Below are 18993 nucleotides of genomic sequence, written 5' to 3'. Positions count from 1 at the left end.
TATCGGTTTTTTTTAACCCGAAAACCAGGGCCTGACATGAAGGAACTGACCGAACAGGAATTGCACAACCTGGCCATGAACATTGTGGGCCGGGAACTGGAAGCCGAGGGCTACGAGTTTATGGGCGTGAACTCCAAGCCGGGTAAGAACCCCCAGTTTGTCTGCCTCAAAGAGAAGGTGCTGCATTTTATCGTGGTGCGGCCAGTGCCCTTCCCCGAAGACCCCAGGGCTTATGACAAGGCCCTGATGGAGAAGGTGCGGGACCACGCCCAGAAGTTCGAGGCGCGTACCTATTACGCCGGTGTGGGCCTGTACAATGCGGAAGACCGCCATGCCCCGGTTTACCTGAACGAAAAATATATGGTGGATTATGAAGGACTTATCGAAATATAACCTGCTGGGGTTGGTATTGCTTTTTGCAGGATGCGGGACAGCAACCCTGCAGGAACAGCACTACCAGGGCGGGGCCCTGGGCACCTCCTATGCCATTACCACCTATTCCGAAACACCAGAGGATTTACGGCCGGCGATTGACTCGGTCTTTCGGGTGCTGAACCAGTCCCTAAGCACCTACCAGGCGGATTCCGATATCAGCCGCATCAATGCGGGCGATTCTACTGTACAGGTAGACCAGATGTTCCGGGAAGTGCTGGAGGCCTCAAAGGAGGTGTTTGAGGCTACTGACGGGTATTTTGACCCCACCGTGGGCACCCTGGTAGATGCCTGGGGTTTTGGCCCGGGACAGGCCCTGATCATGGACAGTACCCGCGTAGACAGCCTGCTGCTTTACGTGGGCCTGGAGAAAGTATCCCTGGGCCCGGACGGGCGCATCCGTAAAACGGTACCCGGCATTCGCCTGGATTTCAATGCCATTGCCAAGGGATATGCCATAGACCGATTGGCTGCCATGCTGGATGCGCATGGCGTTCCGAATTACCTGGTTGAAGTTGGGGGCGAAGTACGCACCCGGGGGGGGCACCCCCTGAAGGGGCAACCCTGGCGGGTGGGTATTGACGACCCCCAGGTAACCGAGGGGCGGCGCATTAAACAGATTGTAAACCTGGAGGACCGCTCCATGGCTTCCTCCGGGAACTACCGGAAGTTCCGGGTAGATCCCGGAACGGGCGAAAAATTTGTCCACACCATAGACCCCCATACGGGATTTACCCGCAATGCCAGGGTCTTGGCCACTTCCGTGATCGCCCCTACCTGTATGCTGGCAGATGCCTATGCCACGGCCTTTATGGCTATGGAACTGGAAGCCTCCCAGGCCCTGTTGGCATCCGATCCGGAGTTGGAAGGCTATATCATTTACCTGGATGATGCCGGGCAGCCGGCGGAATACATGACCGCAGGCTTCCGGGAGCGGGTACAGGACCTGGGAATTACGCCTTAGCGCACCACCATGCGCACCTGCAGGCGCCGGCCTTCCGGCAAACCGATTTCCGCCAGGTATACCCCTGAGGCCAGGCCGTTTACGGGCAGTTGAACCTGGTTCTCGCCCGTACGCACCGTTGCGGTGCCGGCGCGCAGCTGTTGGCCACCTGAGCTGAATACCTGCCACCGGGCCTCGCCGGGGGCCGCTGCCCTAAATACGAGTTTGGCCCTGTCGGAAACCGGGTTGGGATACAGGCGCACCTGGGCTTCGGAAAGGCGGGCCACCGGGGCCGAAGCCTGCTCAGGCGATTCCACGGTGAACCGCAGCTGGTTCATCTCCAGGCGTACCGTTTGGGGCGTTTCCTTTCTATTGCGGACCACAAAAGTCATCATACTCACCTGCGAGCGGGCTTCCGGGGCCCAATCGTCCAGGGATATCCGGTGCTCCTGCATCCCGGCTCCAACCTGCAGGGTTTTTTTCGGGAGGTCCTCCCAGGCCACGCCGGGGGAGGTCAGCACCAGTTGCAATTCCAGGGGGGATTCGGACTGGGTGCGGAAGGCCAGGCCCGTATAGGGGCTCAGGTCTACCGGGGCAAAGGTGTTTTTCAGGGCCCGGTACCAGGCCATTTGCTGGTGCAGTACGCCCTGAATGCGGATGCCCCGCTCTACGTACCAGTCCTGGTCGTTTTCGCTTTGAACATCCCGGAACACGGATAGGGTAACCTGTTCGGAAGCGGGATCTGCATCCAGGCCCCAGGAGCCGTCGGCAAAGAAGACGGTGTCCGGGGTGCCGGCCTGCGGGCTAAAGGTGAGCCCCAGGCTATAGATGCCTTCGGTATCGAACTGCAGGGTTTCCCGCGCTGCCCCGGAAAGGGTCTGGGTCTGGGTAAAGGCCTGGTCGGTATCGGTTTCCGTACGCCGCCGCATGCCGTGCAGCTGTACGGTTTTAAGCCCGGCCGGGTTGGCGATTTCCAGTTCCAGAACGCGGTTGCGGTAGGTGCTTTGCAGGATGTAGAGTTCGGGCGTTTCCCCAACGGCAAAGGAGGCCTGCCCGCTGGTTTGGGCCAGCAGGCGGTCCAGTACGCCCCGGGTCAGGGTACGCATACTCATGGGGTCTGCGGCCCAGACCTGGAAGTTCATAAAGCCGGAGCCGGGGGTGTATTCGGCAACGTTCCAGAAGTTCTCCACATGCAGGCTGCCGCCGGCATCTACGCGGGCCGAGAAGCTGCAGCTGTATTCCACCACCCCGCCGGGGCGTTCCAGCTTACTCATCAGCAGCGGCTGGCCGTGGTACAGGTCTACCTTCCAGATCCCGGATAGGCGGGTGCCGTCTACCCGGTCGCAGATTACCTTGGTGTGTTCATACACGCCGGATGCCGTGCGGGTGGCCAGGATGGCGCCTTTAAGGGTGCCCTCCTGCAGGTAGTCTGCCGCAAAGGTTTCCAGGGCATTGGTCAGGCTGCCCAGGTCTTCCGGGGAGCTTACGTAGGCTTCGGCCCCCAGGGCAGTACCATCCGGGAGCATGTTGCGCAAAGTCCAGTCCGCTTTTTCCGATCGTCGGGTGCGCACTTTGCCGCGCACGGCTTCCAGGGTATTCCCGGGGCGTACCACGGGCTCCCGCGTTCCGGCTTCGCGGCTGCGCTGGTATTGGCGGCGGGCGATTTTCTCCAGCAGCCTGGGGTTGCTCTCCAGGCCCCCTTCTTCCCCGCTGGTAGTCTCGGTGTAATCACAATTTTCAAAGGGGGTGCATTCAAAATCATCACAGTCGATCAGGCCATTGGCATCGTTGTCCACCCCGTCGCTGCAGCGTTTAGCGGTGTTTTCCGGCCCCAGTTCCACCGGGCCGTCTGCGGGCATGGACAGGTACACGGGAAAGAAGTTGTAATCCCCGCACTTTCCGGCCGGTACCAGCTGGTTGCAGCCTTTGGCGGTGGCAATGTCGCCGCAGTCCGTGGGCGACACGTTCCAGCCTACCCACACGTCTTCCAGGAACACCTCGGACCCGCAATTGAAGGTATAGGCCAGGGGGCTTACGTAAAGCGCCCCGCTGTTGGCGGCCAGATCCGGGTAACACCCGCTCAGGACCGTAGTGGCCCCGTCAATGTTCAGCCGGGCATGGATCATGGGGGTATAGCGGAGGTTGCCCGTGGTGTTGGTCATGGTAAAGGCGATGTAGGCTACAAAGGTTTCTCCCGTCTCCCCGTCACAGGTCCCTATCGGGGTCCCGGAAATATCAGCGGACAGGAAAGGGTTGGTCAGAATCACATCGCTGGCGCTGCAGGAATACCCACAGTCGTTGGGGTCCAGGGGCAGGTCCTGGGCGGCCAGGGGCTGTAAAAAAAGCAACGGCATCCAAAAGAGGAATGCCGTTGCCAGGGGAACTTTGGGGAAGGTTCGCATAAAAAGATTTGGGTTGTATCGGAATCGTACCGCGTTTTTGTTTGATCCAAAAGTAGGACAGGCCCCCGGAGGAGCAGGGCCGGATCAGGCGGATGGCGAGAAGGTGTCGGTCAGTGGTACTTTCAGGCCGTCAGGGGTTTGGATACCCGTGGGATAAGCTCCCCTGCGGCCAGGCGGAAGCGCTCTACGGCCTCAGGGCCCAGGGTGGCGGTGTAGTCTACCGCCTCTACCTCAAAGCCGGCCTTGCGCAGGATATCGAAGTAATCCCGGCCATAGACGCGCAGGTGGTCGTACTGCCCGAAGATGCGCTGCCGCTCCCGGGGGTCCGTGATGGTTGCGTCTTCGAAGGTCAGTTCCCGTTTCAGGTCCTGGGGAACCTGGAATACGCCCCAGCCCCCGGGTTTCATGACCCGGTAGAGTTCGGACAGGGCCTGGAGGTGGTCCGGGATATGTTCCAGCACGTGGTTGCAGAGGATGATGTCGAAGTGGTCGCTTTCAAAGGGCAGGTTGCAGATGTCCGCCTTCACCTCCGCCAGGGGGGAGTTCAGGTCCGTGGTGGTATATTCCAGGTGGGGGAGTTTTTTAAAACGGCCATAAAAGGCTTGTTCCGGGGCAAAGTGCAGCAGGCGGGCAGGGGCTTCGAAAAAGTCTGTTTCCCGCTGCAGGTAAAGCCACAACAGGCGATGCCGCTCCAGGGAAAGGGTAGAGGGGGAGAGCACGGCATCCCTGGGGTTTTCATACCCATAGGGTAAAAAGTTCCGGAAGCTGCGCCCGTCTATAGGGTCGGTATAGCGCTTGCCCCGCAGCAGCAGGGCCAGGATGGGGCGCACGGCAAAGCTCAGGCGGATCAGCCAGGGTCGGGGGAACAATCCCAGGGCCCATTTGAACAACCGCTTCACTTTGCGTACAGATTAAAGGGTGATGGGGGTCTGCCGGAATTCGGCTTCTTCATCCGAATCAATCCCCAGGGCCTGATAGATATAGGCAAAGGTGGAGAGCAATTCGGGCTTTCCGTTCACCAGGGCCACATCGTGTTCGAAGTGGGCGCTGGGTTTGCCGTCGGCCGTAAGGATGGTCCACCCGTCCCGTAGCTGGCGGATGCGCTTGGTGCCCATGTTGATCATGGGTTCTATGGCCACCACCATCCCATCCACGAATTTCTTGCCCCGCCCGCGTTTGCCGTAGTTGGGCATTTCCGGGCTTTCGTGCAGGTCGCGGCCCAGGCCGTGGCCCACCAGTTCGCGTACCACCCCGTATCCGTGGGCTTCGCAATAGTGCTGGATGGCGTAGGCCACATCGCCCACCCGGTTGCCCAGGCGAAATTCCCGGATGCCCTCGTACAGGGAGGCCTTGGTTACCTCCAGCAGTTTTTGGGTTTCCGGGGCAATCTCGCCCACGGGGAAGGTATAGGCATGGTCGCCGTAAAACCCGTTTTTCAGGGCCCCGCAGTCTACGGAAACAATATCCCCTTCCTCAAAAGGGGTGTCGTTGGGAATCCCGTGCACCACCTGTGCATTGGGGCTGATGTTCAGGGTATTGGGAAAGTCGTACATCCCCAGGAACCCGGGTTCGGCCCCGTGGTCCCGGATAAAGGTCTCGGCCAGGGCATCCAGCTGCAGGCCGGTTACCCCCGGTTTGATTTCCGCCGCCAGCATCCCCAGGGTTTTGGATACTACCAGGGCGCTTTCGCGCATCAATTCAATTTCTTCGGCAGTCTTTACAAGAATCATAGGCGGCAAAGATAGTACTCTTCAGGGCAATGGGGATCAGTCCCAGTCGTAGGCGTGTTTGTAGGGCTGCCCGCTCAGGATCTTCAGCATGTCGGACTCCAGGTCTTCGATGGGGAATTCCACAATCCGCCCCAACTCCGTCCCGTCCTTGTAGAAGATAAAGGTAGGCACGTTAATGATGTCCATGCCGGCTTCGTATTGCTGGGGGGTGGTTTTGTCGCGGGTCATGGCGATCACCTCCACATCCTCAATGGGGTAGCCTGCGCTTTCCAGGATCTTGACAATATGGGGGACTTCCCGTTTGCTGTCCTTGCACCAGGTACCCATATAGGTGGTGATGGAAACGCCTTTGAGCAGGCCTTTGAGCTGGGCCACCTTTTCGGGGTCCGGCTGGTAGGCGCTGCGGTTGTCCCCAAACCAGGTGTTGAACGGGGCTACCTGCAGGGAGTCAAAACTCAGGGTCCCTACCAGGATCTCGTGTTCTTTCTTGTCCGGCATGCGTTCGGCCGTATGGTGGGGCTGGGCCTTACAGGCCATCCCCAGCAGGAATACCAGGGCTGCGCCAGCGCCAAACCAGGTGCTAAGCTTCATCGTGTAAGAGGGATTTTTGGGTCATCAGGTCGGGTTGTTCCACCCCCAGGATTTCCAGGATGGTAGGGGCCATATCCCCCAGTACACCGGAGCGGATATAAGTACGGTCCGGGTCTACCAGGATCAGGGGTACCGGGTTGGTGGTGTGGGCCGTGTTGGGGGTGCCGTCCGGGTTTACCATGGTGTCGCAGTTGCCGTGGTCCGCAATCACCAGGGTGGTGTACCCGTTTTCCAGGCCTTTGGTGATCACGTCCCGGGCACAGGCATCCACGGTTTCGCAGGCCTTAACGGCGGCCTCCATCACCCCGGTGTGCCCCACCATGTCCGGGTTGGCAAAGTTCAGGCACACAAAGTCCGCCTCCCCTTTTTCCAGCTCGGGCAGGATGGCGTCCCGGATGTCGTAGGCGCTCATCTCCGGCTTCAGGTCGTAGGTGGCTACCTTGGGAGAGGGGCAGAGCAGGCGTTTTTCCCCTTCAAAGGGTTCTTCCCGCCCCCCGTTGAAAAAGAAGGTTACGTGGGGGTATTTCTCGGTTTCCGCAATGCGGATCTGTTTTTTGCCGGCCCGGGCCACTACTTCGCCCAGGGTTTCCCGTATGTTTTCCTTGTCGTACACCACGTGCACGCCTTTAAAGGTGTCGTCGTAGTTGGTCAGGGTCACATAATAGAGGTTCAGCGGATGCATGTTCTGCTCGTGGAAGGCCTGCTGGCTCAGGGCCTGGGTAAGTTCCCGCCCCCGGTCCGTACGGAAGTTGAAGAAGATCACCACATCCCCGTCTTTTACGGTAGCCACCGGCTGGCCGTCCTGGCCGGTAAGGACCACCGGTTTCAGGAATTCGTCCGTCACATTTTCGGCATAGCTGCCCTCCATGGCCTGAATGGCATCGGTGGCCGGGGTGCCGGTGCCGTGCACCAGCAGGTTGTAGGCTTCTTTTACCCGTTCCCACCGTTTGTCGCGGTCCATGGCGTAATAGCGGCCCACCAGGGAGGCCAGGCGGGTAGGGGTGCCTGTAAGGCTTTCCAGCAATTCGGCCACAAAACGCTTCCCGCTTTTCGGGTCCACATCCCGGCCATCCGTAAAGGCGTGTACAAAGGATTCCTGTACCCCGGCCTGGTCGGCAGCGCGCACCAGGCCTTTTAAGTGGTCAATATGGCTGTGTACGCCCCCGTCGCTCAACAGCCCCAGGAAGTGCACGGGTTTCTCATGTTCCCGGGCGTGGGCAAAAGCCGCTTTCAGGGCAGGTTCGTCCTTTAGGGTGTCCTGGGCCACGGCCCGGTTGATCTTGGCCAGGTCCTGGTAAACGATACGCCCGGCCCCCAGGTTCATGTGACCCACCTCGGAGTTTCCCATCTGCCCCTCGGGCAGGCCCACGTTCATCCCGTCCGTCAGGAGGGTGGCATTGGGGTATTGGGTGTACAGGCTATCGACAAAAGGGGTCTTGGCCCGGGCAATGGCAGAGACCTCCGGGTTGGGGGAGATGCCCCACCCGTCCAGGATCATCAGTATGGCTTTGGTATTCATGGTTGTCTTCTTTCTGGGGCAAAAATACCACTTTTAACGGGCTTTCGAAGGGATGGGCCCCGCTAAATACCGGGTTCCCCGCCTGTTAAAGTTCTGTTATTTAACAGGCGGCCCCTGCCCGGGCAGCCATAGCTTTTCTCTATATTTAAATAGCGTTTTTCGATTATCCTCTGAAAGGCGCCACCCCGGAAGCGGCCCGGCCGCAGCCTGGAGTTTATTCATCAATCAAAAAACCCTGACTGTGCCGTCAGGGTTTTTCGTATGCCGTACCGGGGGTTGCCCGGAAAGTACCTCAGAATTCGAAGCCGGTAAAGATCCGGTAAAACAAGGCGTACATGGCCACAAGCCAGAGCAGGGCGCAGCAAAAGGCATACCCCTTCAGGAAGAGGACCACATAAGCCGGTTTACATTCGTCAAAAGCGTGGACGTAGATGTCCTTAAAGTGTAATAATGTTCCCATATAGTTGTTCTCAGTGTTCTCAAGACACAGCTATAAGGGCTAAATTCGGGTAAGTAAAAAGATTGGGATAGGCGGAATATACAAAAATTGGGCCGCCATAGGGTAGGATTCCCTGCTTTTTCGATCAGGAGCTATATTTTTCGATAGCCGCCCGTATTTTCTCGATCCGGTTGTCCGGATCCGGGTGCGTACTCTGGAATTCCGGGACCCGGTTGGGCCCGGCCGCATCCTTCAGGATTTGCATCACGCGGATCATCTCTTCCGGGTCGTACCCGGCCTGTATCATAAAGTACACCCCCAGTTCGTCGCTTTCCAGTTCGTCCCCCCGCCCGTTTTTCAGCAGGGTGTTCTGCCCGATGCCGGCTACCACGTTCCCCATGTCGGCCCCAACGGAGGCGCCCATGGACAGTTGTTGCCAGTACTGGCTGTCGGCAATGCGCTCTGCCGAATGCCGCCCGATCACGTGGCCGATCTCGTGCCCCAGTACCCCGGCCAGCTGGGCCTCGTTCAGGCGGGAAAACAGGGCATAGGTAATAAAGATCTGCCCGCCCGGCAAGGCAAAGGCATTGATGGTTTTAGAGTCGGCCAGCAAATGGAATTCATAGCGGTACGGGGTTTCCCGCGCATAGCTTTGCTGTACCAGCTTCCGCCCCACGGCATCCACAAAGGCCTGCATGCGCTGGTCCGGATAGAGCCCGCCGTGCTTCTGGGCCATTTCAGGGGCAGATTGCAGCCCGATGGCGATCTCCTGGTCTGCGGACATATTGATGTGCTGCACCCGCCCGGTATACGGGTTCTCTTCCTGGTTGCTGCAGCGGTTGATGTAGGCAAAGGCCACAATGGCCAGCCCGATCAGGATGCGGAATTTCCAACTGCCTCGGCGCATGGGATAGGGTTAATGGTTAGTCGGAAAAAGGTACGAAAAAACTACAGTAAATCCGGGTTGATGTCCAGGATGTTATCGGTGAAATAGGTACGCAGGAAACCCGTAGTGAAGTGTTCGGCCCCCAGGAAGTCTTCACTGTCCATCAGGCGCACCAGGTTCAGGGAGCGGTAGGCCTTGAGCATGGGGATGGAAATGGGCGCATAGCTGTAATGCCAGGGTTCGTATTTAAAGCCCCGCCGGCGCGGGTGGTCCGTGTAGACCAGGTAAAACCCGTAGTCCTCGCTGTGCTCGTCCATCCAGGCCTTGAAATCTGCAAAGGGTGCCCCTTCAGCAAACTTATCGGCTACCAGTACATCCCCTTCGGTGGGTTTGGACGCGTCAATCAGGTCTACGTCCGTACCCCAGTGGTGGCGGCTGGTGCCCGGAATGGTGGAGTATTCGATAATCTTGTCAATGGCCTCCAAAGGGGTCAGGCCTTCGTCGTCCGTAAACTGCAGGTACTTGCGCTCAAAAATGGCCCGCTGCCGGTCGTAGCTGCGGTAACTGCTCACCGCCTGTATGGTGATCCCGTCCTGGTAGGCGTCCCGTTTCATTTCCTGGAAGGCCAGGTGGGCCTCCTCCTGCAACTGGTAGCCTTCCCCGTAGAGTTCCAGGTTGGCCTTGCCCATGAGTTCCTCAATGGTGTATTTCAGGTCCTGGGAAGCCCAGGCCGGCAGGGGGAGGGAGAGGGCCAGCCCGCCCAGGGCGGTACGAGTCAGGAAGGATCTGCGTTGCATGAGGTGCTGAATTTTATTTCCGAAGATACCAAAAGTCCGGGAACCCTGGACTTATGGATTCAGGTAAAGGTAGCCCTGGTGACGCTCCATGCGTTCGTGTAGGGTAATGATGTAGAAATAGATACCGTCCGGCAGGGACTTGCCCCGGCCCACGGTAAAATCGGTGTTGGCGTGCCCGTCAAAGCCGCCCTGGTATTGATTCTCCCGGTAGACCAGTTGGCCATAACGGTTGTAGATTTCTATGGTGTTGTTGGGGGCCTCCCGGGTGGCTTCCAGTTCCAGGGTTTCGTTCTTCCCGTCTCCGTTAGGGGAGAGGTAATAGTTGTTCAGGTCTACGGTGCGGTATTGGGCCCCGCTGCCGTCTGTACCGCCCAGGGTAATGATCTCGTATCGGTCCGGCAGGAAGGTGTCGGAGGTGATGGTGCCGTAATCCCGCCCGCCCTGTACGTCCGTATTGCCCAGGTCTACCCAGGCCTCCTGGCTTTTGTCCCAGCCCACTACCCGCAGGTCTCCCAGAAAGCCAGCCAGGCCGGGGGCATTGCTGAGCACGTCCCAGCTCAGGGTTACGCGCAGGGGTACTGCGGCCTCTACCCTCCAGAATTCATTGGCGGAGATTTTCAGGTTGCCGTTACCGCCTTTGGAGACAAAGCTCATGCCCAGGGTGCCGCTGGCCTGAGGGGCTTCAAAGAAATAGGCGGCGCTGGCCACAGGCACGGGGGCATCGGCCTGGATGCGCAGGGGCCGCAAGCGGGAATTGTCGCCTATGGGGAAGGTGAATTCGGTTTTGTCCCGTATGCTGGCGTACCCATCTATCTTGGAGACGTTGCTCTCGCCTGTGTAGAAGGAGGCCAGGCCAAACATGGGGTAGGCCTCGGCCCTGAAGCGGGTGGTGCGCACATCGCCCCGGATCAAATTGGCGTTGTTGCGGATTTCCATGGGGGTTTCCAGCCAGATCCCGGCCGGGGCGTCAAATTCCGCGTCGAAGACCTCCGGGGCATGCTCCCCGGAAATGACCAGGGAGGCGTTTTCCCGGTAAAAGCCCACCAGGCTTTCAGGGCTTGTAAAGGCCCCGTGGTTCTGGAAGTCCGTATGAAAACCGGCGGCCCCGCCTGCATGCAGCTGCATGGCGCCGTGGTTGCCCACCCCATCCTGCGCTTGCGCTGCCAGCAGGGTCATACTCCCCAGTAGTCCCCCTATAATTTTCTTGTTTAACATGTCCGTTCCCCTTATGTCCCCTTTTAGTCGGTATTGATTTGCTGCCAGCTCACCCCGTCGCTCTGCAGCCAGTACACCCGGTTTTTAATGATGCGGTTTTCCGAGGCCCCGTCTTCGGAGATAAAATTCACCGAAGTGGTATTGTCTGCATTGGCCAGGTTTTTCAGAATATAGACCCGCCCTGCACAGGAGGCGGCAGATGGCAATGTCAGGGTAAGGCCCCCGGCGTATTGCACCAGGGTATGGTCTGTGGCCCCCAGGGCGGTGGAGGTATACGTGGCGCGGATGGGCAGGGAAAGCGTCCCGGCAATGTGTACGGTAGAATTGGGGGTAGCCGTGCCAAAGCCCGTTTGGCCATTGGTAAAGCCCAGGGTTTGTCCGTTCTGGTTGTAGGTACGGGCCTCGGCATCCTGGGTAAGCTGGTCGGTAGCCAGGTTTTTCTCTACACTGCCCGGGCCTGCGGGCCCCTGGGGTCCGGCGGGACCCTGAGGTCCCACTTCTCCCTGAGGTCCTTGGGGGCCTTGAGCTCCGGTATCGCCTTTGGGTCCCTGGGGTCCTACAGCACCGTCAGCGCCATTTGCTCCAGCGGGTCCTTGCGGGCCTTGCGGGCCTTGTGGTCCAACAGCGCCATCTGCACCATCAGCCCCGGCGGGTCCAGCGGGGCCTTGTGCACCAGTATCTCCTTTGGGTCCTTGCGGTCCGACAGCACCATCCGCTCCGGCGGGTCCCTGGGGTCCCACTTCGCCTTGCGGTCCTTGCGGGCCTTGTGCACCAGTATCTCCTTTGGGTCCCTGAGGTCCAACAGCACCATCTGTACCATCAGCTCCAGCGGGACCTTGCGGCCCTTGGGGTCCGACAGCGCCATCAGCGCCATCCGTTCCGGCGGGTCCTTGTGCACCGGTATCTCCTTTGGGTCCCTGGGGTCCAACAGCGCCATCTGCACCATCAGCTCCTGCGGGTCCGGCGGGTCCAGCGGGGCCTTGTGCTCCAGTATCTCCTTTCATTCCTTGCGGCCCTTGCGGTCCGACAGCACCATCTGCACCATCAGCTCCGGCGGGTCCTTGCGGGCCTTGCGGGCCTTGTGGTCCAACAGCGCCATCTGCACCATCAGCTCCTGCAGGTCCGGTGGGTCCAGCGGGTCCTTGTGCTCCGGTATCTCCTTTGGGTCCTTGCGGTCCCACAGCGCCGTCAGCGCCAGCGGGTCCTTGTGCTCCGGTATCCCCTTTCATTCCTTGTGGTCCTTGTGGGCCTTGAGCTCCGGTATCGCCTTTGGGTCCCTGGGGTCCAACAGCGCCATCCACTCCGGCGGGGCCTTGCGGGCCTTGCGGTCCGGCAGCACCATCTGCACCATCCGCTCCAGCCGGTCCGGCGGGTCCTTGCGGACCTTGTGCTCCGGTATCGCCTTTGGGTCCCTGGGGTCCCACAGCGCCGTCAGCGCCAGCGGGTCCTTGTGCTCCGGTATCTCCTTTCATTCCTTGTGGGCCCTGGGGTCCAACAGCACCATCGGCACCATCAGCTCCTGCAGGTCCAGCGGGCCCCTGCGGGCCAACAGCACCATCCGCTCCGGCGGGTCCGGCGGGTCCTTGCGGACCTTGTGCTCCGGTATCGCCTTTGGGTCCCTGGGGTCCCACAGCACCGTCAGCGCCAGCAGGGCCTTGTGCTCCGGTATCTCCTTTGGGGCCCTGGGGTCCGACAGCACCATCAACTCCATCAGCACCATCAGCTCCGGCAGGTCCTTGAGGCCCAGCGGGTCCAGCGGGTCCTTCTGCTCCGGTATCTCCTTTCATTCCTTGCGGTCCCTGGGGTCCCACAGCACCGTCAGCGCCAGCGGGGCCTTGCGGTCCCTGGGGTCCGACAGCACCATCTACACCATCCGCTCCAGCCGGTCCCTGCGGTCCCATTTCGCCTTTGGGTCCTTGCGGTCCCACAGTGCCATCCGCTCCGGCGGGTCCCTGAGGTCCGACAGCACCATCTGCTCCTGAAGGTCCGGCGGGTCCAGCAGGTCCTTGAGCTCCGGTATCGCCTTTGGGTCCTTGTGGTCCCACAGCGCCATCCGCTCCGGCGGGTCCCTGGGGTCCCACTTCTCCCTGAGGTCCTTGCGGGCCTTGCGGTCCAACAGCGCCGTCAGCGCCGGCGGGTCCAACAGGTCCTTGGGGTCCTTGGGGTCCAACAGCGCCATCCGCTCCAGCCAGTCCGGCGGGACCTTGCGGGCCTTGAGGTCCAGCAGCACCATCTGCACCATCAGCGCCAGCGGGGCCTTGCGGTCCCTGGGGTCCCACAGCACCATCAGCGCCAGCAGGGCCTTGCGCACCAGTATCTCCTTTGGGGCCTTGAGGGCCCTCAGCACCATCCGCTCCGGCAGGTCCCTGGGGTCCCACTTCGCCTTGCGGGCCTTGGGGTCCGACAGCGCCATCGGCACCATCAGCTCCAGCAGGTCCGGCGGGGCCTTGCGGGCCCTGGGGTCCCACAGCACCAGCAGGTCCGGTCAGGTCCGGGGAGGTGTAGGCAGTGCCGTTGCCGTAAAGGATGGTAAAGGTGCCATTGCCGTTATCCTGGAAACTGAATTCGGCTGCAGTGCCGCCCCCTTCGCACAGGCTGTGCCAGGTACCGCCTGAGAAATAGAAGAGGCAACCGGCGTCCGTATTGAACACCACTGCGCCCTGCAGGGGGGTAATGGCCTGCATCTGGGCGTTGGAAAGCCGGGGTAGGACCAGGGCCTTGTCCGAACTTTCCAGTTCCAGCACGGAATTGGCGTGGATGCGGTCCGGGTTTTGGCCCACCTTAAGCTGGGCCGTGGCCCCGTAGGTGACCAGGAGGGTTAAAATCGTAAGCAGACGTAAACGCATGTTGTGGGCTATTGGTACCTAAAGGTACCCCGGCCCCCAGGGCTGTACGGCAGAATGTTGTGAAGCGTGCCCCGGATGTTGTGTAACGGCCCCCGTTTGCCAATCGTCTACGCTTTGCTGCCGTTCGCCGACAGGAATGCGTTACCCGTCTATCGACGTAAGTACAAAAATCCCTGATGTTCGGTGGCCAGATCGAACAGGCGGATCACGTAAAAATAGATGCCTTCCGGCAGGCCGGCCTCCCTGTCAAAGACCAGGCCGTCCACATTGGAGATGCCGGTAAACTCGTCCGTGTAGTTCTCTTTCTGGTACACCAGCAGCCCCCGCCGGTCGTAGATGTAGATCTCGTTGTTGGGGGAGTCCAGCAGTTCCGGGATAATAAGCTGGTCGTTCAGGCCGTCGTTGTTGGGGCTGATGTAAAAATTCCCCACAGAAGTGAGCTCTTCGGCCACGGCCCGCACCCCAAAGGTGATGATCTCAAAGTCGTCCGGCACAAAGGCTTCGGACACGGCAAAACCGTTGCTGAGGTCGCCGGCCACGGCCGTGGTGCCCAGTTCAATCCAGCGTTGCCCGCTTTTAACCCACCCCATCAGGATAATGTTGGCCGGGTCGTCCGCAATGGCCGCCAGGTTGGAACTCGGGGTCCAGGGCAGGGTAATGGTACCGGGGACGCTGCCCTCCAGGCGCCAGAATTCGAAGGTGCTCACAAACTCCACGGTCTGGGGTTTGAGGTCCGTCCGGAACTGGGGGTAAATGGAAGGGAAATTGGGGTCTTCCCGGAAATAGGCGCAGCGCGCAAAGGGGTAGGGTTCACTGCCCTGCAGGGTCAGGCCTTTGAGTTCGGAGGCGTCGCCCACGGGGAACAGGATTTCCTGTTTGTTGATGGCTGCAGCGCTGCCGTTTACCTTCGAGAGGTTATTCTCGCCGTTGGTAAAGGCATCCTGCAAGAGCCCCAGGTAGCGGTCGGACAGGGCGCGGTCCGTCCAGAAATCCCCCTCGATAAAGTTTACCGCATTGGCGGCAAAAACGGAGAGGTTCAGGTCTACATCGGCCGTGCGGAAAATCTCCAGGTCAAAAAAGACCGGGGCAGCCGTACCGCTCACGCTCAAGGGGTTACTGCCGTAAAAGCCCACCAGCCCGCCCTGGGCCTGCAGGGGCGCCTGGTTGATCAGGTGGGTGTGGAAGCCCAGCTGGGAACCCGGGTGCAGCGCCATGCCGCCGTTATGCTGCAGGGCCGTTTGCCCCCAGGCCAGGGGGCCGCAAAAAAGCGCGAGAAGGAGGCGTTTGCACATGGGTTAGTTGATTTGGTGCCAGTTGGTGCCGTCGGATTGGAGCCAGAGTACGGTTGATGCCGTAATAGCTGTTGCTCCGGTATTAGTTTCATCCTGATAAGAGCTAATAGTTACATCGGATACGGTCGTATTCTTTAGTATATACACCCTACCTGTAGCTGTTCCAGCGGCGGGTAAGGTAATAACAGCGGCACTATTGGTAATGATCACAGTATAATCCGTGCCATCCAGGGTTGTGGAGGCGGACACGGATCGGATGGCATTGTTTGCAAAGGATCCGTCCATATGCAAACGGGATGTTGGCGCATTGACATTTAATCCCATTTCCTGTTCGGCATCCAGGACCATGGCTTGTGTAGCTCCTGTAGAGAATCCAATAATATCTTCCCCACTACGGTACATACCTGTATCCGTATTTGTATCCTGGGTAAAGCCATAATTGGGATCACTCTGGCTGCCAAAACCTGACCTGAAGCGCAATCGGGCCCTCACATTACCGTCTACATCTAATTTTTCAGTAGGTGGGCTTACCAGTGTAAATACAGATCCAATACCTACATTTTCTCCTAATCCGCCAGTAAATACAAGGTCTCCTCCATTGAGGTCATATGTTCTGTATAATTCAGTTTGAGACAGATCTGTGTTTTCCAAATTTTCCCCCAAGGTCATACCATTTAAGACTTGCAATGCCGCTTCAACCGTGGTTTCCGTTGTCGTATCCCCATTGAGGTCGGTGGGGGTGACCAGGTTAACTTCGGCTGCGGTTTGGTCATCGGTGTTATCCAGATACCCGGAAAGGTCTACATCGGTATTGGGGTCGCCGCTGATGGCCAGGGTATTCCCAGTCAGAGTGAGGTCCTGGGCATCGGTATTATCCAGATACCCGGACAGGTCTACATCGGTATTGGGGTCGCCGCTGATGGCCAGGGTATTTCCTGTAAGAGTAAGGTCCTGGGCATCGGTGTTGTCGAGATAGCCGGAGAGGTCTACGGTAGAGGCATCACCCGAGAGGCTCAGGGTATTGGTGGTCAGACTCAGGTCCTGGATTTCGTTGGTGGGGCTGGCATCTGCATCGTCCACGTTCAGGGCAATGGTATTACCTCCGGAGATGGAGAGGTTTCCTGATGTTCCATCGGTAGACACGGTTTGTGCATCGGTATTATCCAGATACCCGGAAAGATCTACATCGGTATTGGGGTCGCCGCTGATGGCCAGGGTATTTCCAGTTAGGGTGAGGTCCTGGGCATCGGTGTTGTCGAGATAGCCGGAGAGGTCTACGGTAGTGGCATCCCCGGAAAGGCTCAGGGTATTGGTGGTCAGGCTCAGGTCCTGGATTTCGTTGGTGGGGCTGGCATCTGCATCGTCCACGTTCAGGGCAATGGTATTGCCTCCGGAGATGGAGAGGTTTCCTGCGGTCCCATCGGTAGACACGGTTTGTGCATCGGTGTTGTCGAGATAGCCGGAGAGGTCCACCGTTGTGGCATCACCCGAAAGGCTCAGGGTATTGGTGGTCAGGCTCAGGTCCTGGATTTCGTTGGTGGGGCTGGCATCTGCATCGTCCACGTTCAGGGCAATGGTATTACCTCCGGAGATGGAGAGGTTTCCTGCGGTCCCATCGGTAGACACGGTTTGTGCATCGGTATTATCCAGGTATCCGGACAGGTCTACATCGGTATTGGGGTCGCCGCTGATGGCCAGGGTATTCCCAGTCAGGGTGAGGTCCTGGGCATCGGTGTTATCGAGATAGCCGGAGAGGTCCACCGTTGTGGCATCACCTGAAAGGCTCAGGGTATTGGTTGTCAGGCTCAGGTCCTGGATTTCATTGGCGGGATCAGCATCAGCATCGTCCACGTTCAGGGCAATGGTGTTGCCCCCTGAAATGGAAAGGTTTCCAGCCGTACCATCAGTGGAGACGGTTTGTGCATCGGTATTATCCAGATACCCGGAAAGATCTACATCGGTATTGGGGTCGCCGCTGATGGCCAGGGTATTCCCGGTCAGGGTGAGGTCCTGGGCGTCGGTATTGTCAAGGTATCCGGAAAGATCCACAGAAGTGGCATCTCCGGTTAGTGCCAGGGTATTCCCGGTCAGGGTGAGGTCCTGGGCATCGGTGTTGTCGAGATAGCCGGAGAGGTCTACAGTAGTGGCATCCCCGGAGAGGCTCAGGGTATTGGTGGTCAGGCTCAGGTCCTGGATTTCGTTGGCGGGATCAGCATCAGCATCGTCCACGTTCAGGGCAATGGTGTTGCCCCCTGAAATGGAAAGATTTCCAGCCGTGCCATCGGTGGAAACGGTTTGCGCATCGGTATTATCCAGATACCCGGAAAGGTCTACATCGGTATTGGGGTCGCCGCTAATGGCCAGGGTATTTCCGGTCAGGGTGAGGTCCTGGGCGTCGGTATTGTCAAGGTATCCGGAAAGATCCACAGAAGTGGCATCTCCGGTTAGTGCCAGGGTATTCCCGGTCAGGGTGAGGTCCTGGGCATCGGTGTTGTCGAGATAGCCGGAGAGGTCTACAGTAGTGGCATCCCCGGAGAGGCTCAGGGTATTGGTGGTCAGGCTCAGGTCCTGGATTTCGTTGGCGGGATCAGCATCAGCATCGTCCACGTTCAGGGCAATGGTGTTGCCCCCTGAAATGGAAAGATTTCCAGCCGTGCCATCGGTGGAAACGGTTTGCGCATCGGTATTATCCAGATACCCGGAAAGGTCTACATCGGTATTGGGGTCGCCGCTAATGGCCAGGGTATTTCCGGTCAGGGTGAGGTCCTGGGCATCGGTGTTATCGAGATAGCCGGAGAGGTCCACAATTGTGGCATCACCTGAAAGGCTCAGGGTATTGGTTGTCAGGCTCAGGTCCTGGATTTCATTGGCGGGATCAGCATCTGCATCGTCCACGTTCAGGGCAATGGTGTTGCCCCCTGAAATGGAAAGGTTACCAGCCGTACCATCAGTGGAGACGGTTTGTGCATCGGTATTATCCAGGTATCCGGAGAGGTCTACATCGGTATTGGGGTCGCCGCTGATGGCCAGGGTATTCCCGGTCAGGGTGAGGTCCTGGGCGTCGGTATTTACATATCCGGAGAGGTCTACCGTAGTGGCATCCCCAGAAAGGGTGAGGGTATTTCCTGAAAGACTCAGGTCCTGGATTTCATTCAAAGGATCCGCATCCGCATCCCCGGCGCTGCTGCTGCCCACGGCCTGCCAGGCGGCGCCGTCCCAGATAAAGAGTTGCCCGGCGGTGGTATCCACATAGGTTTCCCCGGCCAGGGTGCCTGCTGTTACAGGAGCGCCACTGCCCTGGGACGTGAGCTCATTGGAGGGGTCCGCATCCGCATCGTCCACCAGGGCAGACAGGTCTACCGTGGCAGAGGTGCCGTTTTCAATATCAACCTGCAAAATGTTACTGCCATCCAGGGAAGCCCCGGTGAGGTTTTGGTTATCCGAGCTCCCGCCGGCCAGTTCGTCCAGGGCTGCTTTTACGTCGGTTGCAGCCAACCCGGAAAGGGTAGGGTCGTAGGAAACGTCTGCAGCGGTACCATTAGCTGCTGCGGTGATCCGGCCATCGGCATCCACGGTAATGTTGGCAGCGTAGTATGCTCCGGCCGTTACGGTGGTGCTGGCCAGTTCCACATCGGTAACCCCGTCTGGAGTGAGGCCCACTTTGGCATCGTTTACATCTACCCGTGCTTCTACTTCGTCAATGGCGGTCTGCACGTCTGTGGCTGCCAGGGCGGAGGTGACATTAGAATAATTCACATCTGCAGCGGTACCATCGGCAGCGCTGGTAAGGCGTCCATCGGCATCCACGGTAATATTGGCAGCGGAGTATGCTCCGGCCGTTACGGTGGTGCTGGCCAGTTCCACATCGGTAACCCCGTCTGGAGTGAGGCCCACTTTGGCA

The 18993-nt window shown here is 59.1% G+C and carries 19 protein-coding genes; 3 read left to right on the top strand and 16 right to left on the bottom strand.

Annotated elements, in window-relative coordinates; all coding sequences use genetic code 11:
• The first annotated feature begins 36 nt into the window (after window positions 1-36).
• The gene (locus OZ410_RS00655) at window positions 37-393 is read left to right on the top strand and encodes a Na(+)-translocating NADH-quinone reductase subunit F (protein ID WP_277705979.1); all 357 of its coding nucleotides are present in this window, start codon (window positions 37-39) and stop codon (window positions 391-393) included.
• Window positions 371-1396, top strand: a complete 1026-nt coding sequence (locus OZ410_RS00650) for an FAD:protein FMN transferase (protein WP_277705978.1) — start codon at window positions 371-373, stop codon at window positions 1394-1396. The genes OZ410_RS00655 and OZ410_RS00650 overlap by 23 nt, the downstream gene beginning before the upstream one ends.
• On the opposite strand, the gene OZ410_RS00645 is transcribed toward OZ410_RS00650, so the two are convergent.
• From OZ410_RS00645 to OZ410_RS00580, 14 genes are all read right to left on the bottom strand, one after another.
• Complete coding sequence (locus OZ410_RS00645) at window positions 1393-3777, bottom strand: T9SS type A sorting domain-containing protein (protein WP_277705977.1); 2385 nt, start codon at window positions 3775-3777, stop codon at window positions 1393-1395. The two genes, OZ410_RS00650 and OZ410_RS00645, sit on opposite strands and share 4 nt — an antisense overlap.
• A gap of 122 nt (window positions 3778-3899) precedes the next feature.
• Complete coding sequence (locus OZ410_RS00640; protein WP_277705976.1) at window positions 3900-4676, bottom strand: class I SAM-dependent methyltransferase; 777 nt, start codon at window positions 4674-4676, stop codon at window positions 3900-3902.
• Between the two features lie 12 nt (window positions 4677-4688).
• Window positions 4689-5507, bottom strand: a complete 819-nt coding sequence (gene map, locus OZ410_RS00635; RefSeq protein WP_277705975.1) for a type I methionyl aminopeptidase — start codon at window positions 5505-5507, stop codon at window positions 4689-4691.
• Window positions 5508-5543: 36 nt separating this feature from the next.
• On the bottom strand, window positions 5544-6098 hold the full coding sequence (locus OZ410_RS00630; RefSeq protein WP_277705974.1) for a thioredoxin family protein: 555 nt from the start codon (window positions 6096-6098) through the stop codon (window positions 5544-5546).
• Window positions 6088-7617 carry a 2,3-bisphosphoglycerate-independent phosphoglycerate mutase gene (gpmI, locus tag OZ410_RS00625; RefSeq protein WP_277705973.1) on the bottom strand — a complete coding sequence of 510 codons (1530 nt, stop codon included), beginning with the start codon at window positions 7615-7617 and terminating at the stop codon, window positions 6088-6090. The genes OZ410_RS00630 and gpmI overlap by 11 nt, the downstream gene beginning before the upstream one ends.
• 292 nt (window positions 7618-7909) lie before the next feature.
• Window positions 7910-8077 (bottom strand): DUF6747 family protein, encoded by a 168-nt coding sequence (locus tag OZ410_RS00620; protein WP_277705972.1) that lies wholly within the window; start codon window positions 8075-8077, stop codon window positions 7910-7912.
• Between the two features lie 124 nt (window positions 8078-8201).
• Window positions 8202-8963 carry a M48 family metalloprotease gene (locus OZ410_RS00615; RefSeq protein WP_277705971.1) on the bottom strand — a complete coding sequence of 254 codons (762 nt, stop codon included), beginning with the start codon at window positions 8961-8963 and terminating at the stop codon, window positions 8202-8204.
• A gap of 41 nt (window positions 8964-9004) precedes the next feature.
• Window positions 9005-9739 carry a M15 family metallopeptidase gene (locus tag OZ410_RS00610; RefSeq protein WP_277705970.1) on the bottom strand — a complete coding sequence of 245 codons (735 nt, stop codon included), beginning with the start codon at window positions 9737-9739 and terminating at the stop codon, window positions 9005-9007.
• A 51-nt stretch (window positions 9740-9790) separates the two neighbouring features.
• On the bottom strand, window positions 9791-10954 hold the full coding sequence (locus tag OZ410_RS00605) for a T9SS type B sorting domain-containing protein (protein ID WP_277705969.1): 1164 nt from the start codon (window positions 10952-10954) through the stop codon (window positions 9791-9793).
• Window positions 10955-10977: 23 nt separating this feature from the next.
• On the bottom strand, window positions 10978-11451 hold the full coding sequence (locus OZ410_RS00600; protein ID WP_277705968.1) for a hypothetical protein: 474 nt from the start codon (window positions 11449-11451) through the stop codon (window positions 10978-10980).
• Window positions 11452-11510: 59 nt separating this feature from the next.
• Window positions 11511-11900 carry a hypothetical protein gene (locus OZ410_RS00595; RefSeq protein ID WP_277705967.1) on the bottom strand — a complete coding sequence of 130 codons (390 nt, stop codon included), beginning with the start codon at window positions 11898-11900 and terminating at the stop codon, window positions 11511-11513.
• Between the two features lie 279 nt (window positions 11901-12179).
• A complete protein-coding gene (locus OZ410_RS00590) occupies window positions 12180-12305 on the bottom strand; it encodes a hypothetical protein (RefSeq protein WP_277705966.1) in 126 nt (41 codons plus the stop codon).
• Window positions 12306-12422: 117 nt separating this feature from the next.
• Window positions 12423-12674, bottom strand: coding sequence for a hypothetical protein (locus OZ410_RS00585; protein ID WP_277705965.1), 252 nt, complete (start codon window positions 12672-12674; stop codon window positions 12423-12425).
• A 144-nt stretch (window positions 12675-12818) separates the two neighbouring features.
• Window positions 12819-13301 carry a hypothetical protein gene (locus tag OZ410_RS00580; RefSeq protein WP_277705964.1) on the bottom strand — a complete coding sequence of 161 codons (483 nt, stop codon included), beginning with the start codon at window positions 13299-13301 and terminating at the stop codon, window positions 12819-12821.
• Between OZ410_RS00580 and OZ410_RS00575 the strand changes: the two genes are divergently transcribed.
• A complete protein-coding gene (locus OZ410_RS00575; RefSeq protein ID WP_277705963.1) occupies window positions 13285-13569 on the top strand; it encodes a hypothetical protein in 285 nt (94 codons plus the stop codon). The two genes, OZ410_RS00580 and OZ410_RS00575, sit on opposite strands and share 17 nt — an antisense overlap.
• Window positions 13570-13949: 380 nt before the next feature.
• Here OZ410_RS00575 and OZ410_RS00570 read toward each other — a convergent pair whose 3' ends face one another.
• Together OZ410_RS00570 and OZ410_RS00565 are read right to left on the bottom strand one after the other, a co-directional pair.
• Complete coding sequence (locus OZ410_RS00570; protein ID WP_277705962.1) at window positions 13950-15092, bottom strand: T9SS type B sorting domain-containing protein; 1143 nt, start codon at window positions 15090-15092, stop codon at window positions 13950-13952.
• Between the two features lie 3 nt (window positions 15093-15095).
• Window positions 15096-18993, bottom strand: a 3898-nt coding sequence (locus tag OZ410_RS00565) for a beta strand repeat-containing protein (RefSeq protein WP_277705961.1), incomplete at its 5' end; no start/stop codon positions are given.

The sequence above is a fragment of the Robiginitalea aestuariiviva genome, from assembly GCF_029537735.1.
GTDB classification, from domain to species: domain Bacteria; phylum Bacteroidota; class Bacteroidia; order Flavobacteriales; family Flavobacteriaceae; genus Robiginitalea; species Robiginitalea aestuariiviva.
The sequence above is the reverse complement of the archived record's forward strand: the minus strand, read 5'-3'. Positions and strand labels throughout refer to the sequence as shown.

Excerpts from the sequence above, each read along its gene's own strand:
- OZ410_RS00655 (WP_277705979.1), top strand. The coding sequence starts at position 37 with ATGAAGGAACTGACCGAACAGGAATTGCACAACCTGGCCATGAACATT.
- OZ410_RS00650 (WP_277705978.1), top strand. The coding sequence starts at position 371 with ATGAAGGACTTATCGAAATATAACCTGCTGGGGTTGGTATTGCTTTTT.
- gpmI (WP_277705973.1), bottom strand. The coding sequence starts at position 7,617 with ATGAATACCAAAGCCATACTGATGATCCTGGACGGGTGGGGCATCTCC.
- OZ410_RS00590 (WP_277705966.1), bottom strand. The coding sequence starts at position 12,305 with ATGGTGCAGATGGTGCTGCCGGACCGCAAGGCCCGCAAGGCCCCGCCG.
- OZ410_RS00620 (WP_277705972.1), bottom strand. The coding sequence starts at position 8,077 with ATGGGAACATTATTACACTTTAAGGACATCTACGTCCACGCTTTTGAC.
- OZ410_RS00645 (WP_277705977.1), bottom strand. The coding sequence starts at position 3,777 with ATGCGAACCTTCCCCAAAGTTCCCCTGGCAACGGCATTCCTCTTTTGG.
- OZ410_RS00570 (WP_277705962.1), bottom strand. The coding sequence starts at position 15,092 with ATGTGCAAACGCCTCCTTCTCGCGCTTTTTTGCGGCCCCCTGGCCTGG.
- OZ410_RS00605 (WP_277705969.1), bottom strand. The coding sequence starts at position 10,954 with ATGTTAAACAAGAAAATTATAGGGGGACTACTGGGGAGTATGACCCTG.
- OZ410_RS00610 (WP_277705970.1), bottom strand. The coding sequence starts at position 9,739 with ATGCAACGCAGATCCTTCCTGACTCGTACCGCCCTGGGCGGGCTGGCC.
- OZ410_RS00630 (WP_277705974.1), bottom strand. The coding sequence starts at position 6,098 with ATGAAGCTTAGCACCTGGTTTGGCGCTGGCGCAGCCCTGGTATTCCTG.
- OZ410_RS00615 (WP_277705971.1), bottom strand. The coding sequence starts at position 8,963 with ATGCGCCGAGGCAGTTGGAAATTCCGCATCCTGATCGGGCTGGCCATT.
- map (WP_277705975.1), bottom strand. The coding sequence starts at position 5,507 with ATGATTCTTGTAAAGACTGCCGAAGAAATTGAATTGATGCGCGAAAGC.
- OZ410_RS00595 (WP_277705967.1), bottom strand. The coding sequence starts at position 11,900 with ATGGTGCAGATGGCGCTGTTGGACCCCAGGGACCCAAAGGAGATACCG.
- OZ410_RS00585 (WP_277705965.1), bottom strand. The coding sequence starts at position 12,674 with ATGGTGCTGATGGAGTTGATGGTGCTGTCGGACCCCAGGGCCCCAAAG.